Source organism: Stieleria sp. (assembly GCF_041595215.1).
GTDB lineage: Bacteria > Planctomycetota > Planctomycetia > Pirellulales > Pirellulaceae > Stieleria > Stieleria magnilauensis.
On sequence record NZ_JBFHKV010000776.1, the window covers coordinates 1 to 4,309 of the forward strand.

Annotated in this window: 2 protein-coding genes; both read left to right on the top strand. The window is 59.3% G+C overall.

What is annotated here, in order from left to right; genetic code table 11:
• Positions 1-814: alpha-E domain-containing protein (locus tag ABX749_RS24000; protein WP_372898225.1), on the top strand; the 814-nt coding region annotated here is incomplete at its 5' end.
• A complete protein-coding gene (locus ABX749_RS24005; RefSeq protein ID WP_372898226.1) occupies positions 811-4,125 on the top strand; it encodes a DUF2126 domain-containing protein in 3,315 nt (1,104 codons plus the stop codon). The genes ABX749_RS24000 and ABX749_RS24005, both read left to right, overlap by 4 nt.
• Positions 4,126-4,309 lie beyond the last annotated feature (184 nt).

Here is a 4,309-nt window from a genome sequence, read left to right on the forward strand (position 1 = left end):
ATTGGTTCAGGTGACCGGCGACAACGAGTGGTTCAAGGCCAAGTACGGCACGGCGAACTGTCAGAACGTGGTGCAATTCTTGGCGTTTGATCGCGAGTACCACAGTTCGATGCTGACGTGTTTACGGGCATCACGCGAAAACGCGCGGAGCGTCCGCGAGGCGTTGTCGACCGAGGCGTTTGAGGAACTGAATGATTTCTACCATTTCGTTCGCGACAGCAGCCCGTCACAGTTGACCGATCCGACGGCGGATTTTTTTGAGCAGGTTCGCGACCACGCATTGATGTGGACCGGCGTGTTGGACAACACGATGCCCCACAACACCGCCTGGCACTTTCTCAACGTCGGGCGTTTGCTCGAGCGGGCCGACAAGACGTCTCGGATTTTGGACGTCAAGTACTTCAACTTGCTGCCTCGTGTGGAAGACGTCGGCACCGCGGTCGATGATCTGCAGTGGTCGACGCTGCTGCTGGCGATCAGCGGATTTGAAGCCTATCGCCGCGAACATCAGCTGATGGATATCGAAAAGATCGTCGCTTTTTTCCTCTTCCACCGAACGTTCCCGCGCAGCATCTATTCCTGTGTCGCCGGTGTCGACCGATCGCTTCGCGAGATCGAAAGCGAATCCGAATCGGAGTTGCCCGGACAAGCCAGGCAGCGAATCGCCGCACTTCGTCATCGCTTGGAAAATACCAACGTCAAAGAAGTGATCGCCGGCGGCATGCATCAATTCGTCGATCGCTTGCAGATTGAACTCAACGCCGTCGGTGATTCACTCGGACAAGACTACTTTTACGCAACCCAATCTGCATGACCATCCGCGTCGCTCTCCACCACAAGACTCAGTATCAATACGACCGCTCCGTCGGGCTTGGCCCGCAAAAAATACGGCTTCGCCCGGCCTATCACGGCCGCACGAAAATCGTCTCGTACGATCTGAGTGTCCGTCCCGAAGACCACTTCATCAATTGGCAACAAGACCCGTTCGCCAATCCGGTCGCGCGAGTCGTGTTCCCCAAGAAGGCGCGAGAACTGTCGATCGTGGTCGATTTGGTTGCCGACATGACGGTGATCAACCCGTTCGATTTTTTCGTCGAAGAGAGCGCCGAATCCTGGCCGTTTCAATACGCACCCGAAATCGAGCTTCAGCTGGCGCCGTACCTGGTCACCGAACCGATGACGCCCCTGTTGGCCGATTGGGTCAGCGAACTGCCCAAGAAGTCTGAGCGGGTGATCGATTTCCTGGTCGATGTCAACCGCATGGCTCAACAGCGGATCGATTACAAGATCCGCCTGGAACCCGGTGTGCAAACGCCCGAGGAAACCTTGAAATTGGCCAGCGGATCGTGCCGCGATTCGGCCTGGATGCTCGTTCAAGCGTTTCGCCACATCGGCATGGCCGCGCGGTTCGTCTCGGGCTACTTGATCCAACTGGCGCCGGACGAAAAACCGATCGAAGGTCCGGCCGGTCCGGCCGCCGACTTCTGTGATTTGCACGCCTGGACCGAAGTCTATCTGCCGGGTGCGGGTTGGGTCGGATTGGATCCGACCAGCGGGTTGATGGCCGGCGAAGGACATATCCCTTTGGCGTGCACGCCACACTACAGCGATGCGGCGCCGATCACGGGCGGTCATGAGCCGTGCGAAGTCGAATTCGTGCACGAGATGACTGTCACGCGGATCTTGGAAGCGCCGCGGACGACCAAGCCCTACACCGATCAACAGTGGTCCGAGATTCTGGCGGCCGGTGATCGAGTCGACGAGGTGCTGGCGATCGGTGACGTGCGGTTGACGATGGGTGGCGAACCGACGTTTGTCGCCATCGACAATGTCGATGATCCCCAGTGGAACACCGATGCGGTGGGAAAAGAGAAACGCGTGCTTTCCAACGTGCTGCTCTTGAAGCTGCGTGACACCGTCGCACCCGGCGCGTTGCTGCACTACGGACAAGGCAAGTGGTACCCCGGCGAATCGCTGCCGCGTTGGGCGCTGACCTGTCTGTGGCGCACCGACGGACAGCCCGTCTGGCAGAACCCCAAGTACATCGCCGACGAGGGCAAGGATTACGGGTTCACCCACGACGATGCCGAACGCTTTGTCAAACACCTGGCCGTCACGTTGGGGATCGAGGCCAAAGTCACGCTTCCCGTCTACGAGGACACCTTCCACTACTTGTGGAAAGAACAGAAGCTGCCGATCGATGTCGAGCCCACCGATCCGAAGTTGGAAGATCCCAACGAACGCGCGATGATGGTGAGAACCTTCACCCAGGGGCTGAACAAACCGGTCGGGTTTGTGATGCCACTGAAACGAGCTTGGTGGCAGGCACACCCGGGTTGGGTCGGCGGGCGCTGGCCGGTCCGCGGTGAAAAGGTGTTCGTCATCCCCGGAGACTCTCCGATCGGTCTGCGATTGCCGCTGGACAGTTTGCCCAAATCCGCCGCACCCACCCCCGTGGACAATCTGCCCCGCGATCCCTTCGCGCCACGCAATCCACTGCCGGAGGTTTCGACGATCCGGCAGGACCAACAGCGGATCGAGAAAGTCGAAGAGGAGTTACGTCGCGAGGACGACGCGCCGGTCGATGCGGAAGTGATTCCCACGGCACTGTGTGTCGAATGTCGGTTCGGAAGACTGCACGTGTTCATGCCCCCGACGCAAAATCTGGAAGACTATTTGGACCTGGTGTCGGCGGTCGAAGAAACCTGTGTCGACTTGGACATGCCGGTGGTTTTGGAAGGCTACCTGCCGCCGCACGACCACCGCGTCGAAATGTTCAAAGTCACTCCCGATCCGGGAGTGATCGAGGTCAACGTCCAGCCCACGTCCTCGTGGCGTGACTTGGTCGGATTGACCGAGACGATTTATCGCGAAGCACGCGAGAGCCGATTGACGGCACAGAAGTTCGACATCGATGGGATGCACACCGGGACCGGCGGTGGTGCCCACATCGTGCTGGGCGGTAAGACTCCGACCGACAGCCCTTTCATCCGCCGTCCCGATTTGTTGGCCAGCATGATTCGGTTCTGGCACAACCACCCTGCCCTGTCGTATCTGTTCAGTGGCAAATTCATCGGGCCGACCAGCCAGGCGCCGCGGATGGACGAAGCCCGGCGCGACAGCGTGCATGAAATGGAGATCGCGTTGGTGGAGATGGAGCGGTTTTACCGCGAGGGCCAGACCATCATGCCCTGGACCGTCGACCGCCTGTACCGCGATCTGCTGGTCGATTTGACCGGCAACACGCATCGCGCCGAAATCTGTATCGACAAACTTTATTCGCCCGATTCGAGCACCGGTCGATTAGGGCTGGTCGAGTTTCGCGGATTCGAGATGCCGCCGAATGCTCGGATGAATTTGGCCCAACAGTTGTTGATTCGGGGGATCGTCGCCGCGTTTTGGAATCAACCCTACAAGCAGCCTTTGGCGCGCTGGGGCACGTCGCTTTACGATCGATTCATGTTGCCGCATTTCATCTGGAGTGATTTAGATGAATCGCTCAGCCTGCTGCGTCAGATGGGCGTCGATTTGAAACTGGAATGGTTCTTGCCGCACTACGAGTTTCGGTTTCCCAAGATCGGTGAAGTCGTCCTCGGCGATGCGAGATTGGAACTTCGTGGTGCGATCGAGCCGTGGTACCTGATGGGTGAAGAACCGTCCGGCGGCGGCACAGCGCGGTTTGTCGATTCGTCGATGGAACGTTTGCAGCTCAGTCTGGACGGGTTCGATCCGTCGCGCTACGCCGTCTTGTGCAACGGTCACCGTGTGCCGATGCATCCCAGCGAAGTGGCCGGTCAGTATTTGGCCGGCATTAAATTCCGCGCCTGGCAACCGCCACGTTGTTTGCATCCGACGATCGGCGTTCATGTGCCGTTGCAATTCGACATCGTGGATCGATTCACCGAGCACTCGATCGGCGGATGCCGTTACTTCGTTTCCGACCCCAGCGGGCGGGCCCACGAGATCTATCCGGTCAACGCCAACGAAGCGGAAACGCGGCGGACGGCACGGTTCCACACCCAGACACTGACCGGAGGCCGGTTGGTGCTGCCGGATCTGCCGCCGGTCGATGCGCCCAACGATTTCCCTGTCACGTTTGATTTGAGAAAGACGGCCAGGAGTTGAATGGCGCTGGAGTGCAGGCTTTAGCCGCATCGTTTCGCTGCTCGGGACGTCGATTGTATTACTGAGCGACTTTTGGGCTAAGCACCGCACTGTGGTGCACACCGCAGAGCGGTGCCACAACAAAGCCCGGGGTCGCGAAGCGCACCCCGGGTGGGGGCGCAGAGGACAGGGGAACCCCAGCGGG

Excerpts from the sequence above, each read along its gene's own strand:
- ABX749_RS24005 (WP_372898226.1), top strand. The coding sequence starts at position 811 with ATGACCATCCGCGTCGCTCTCCACCACAAGACTCAGTATCAATACGAC.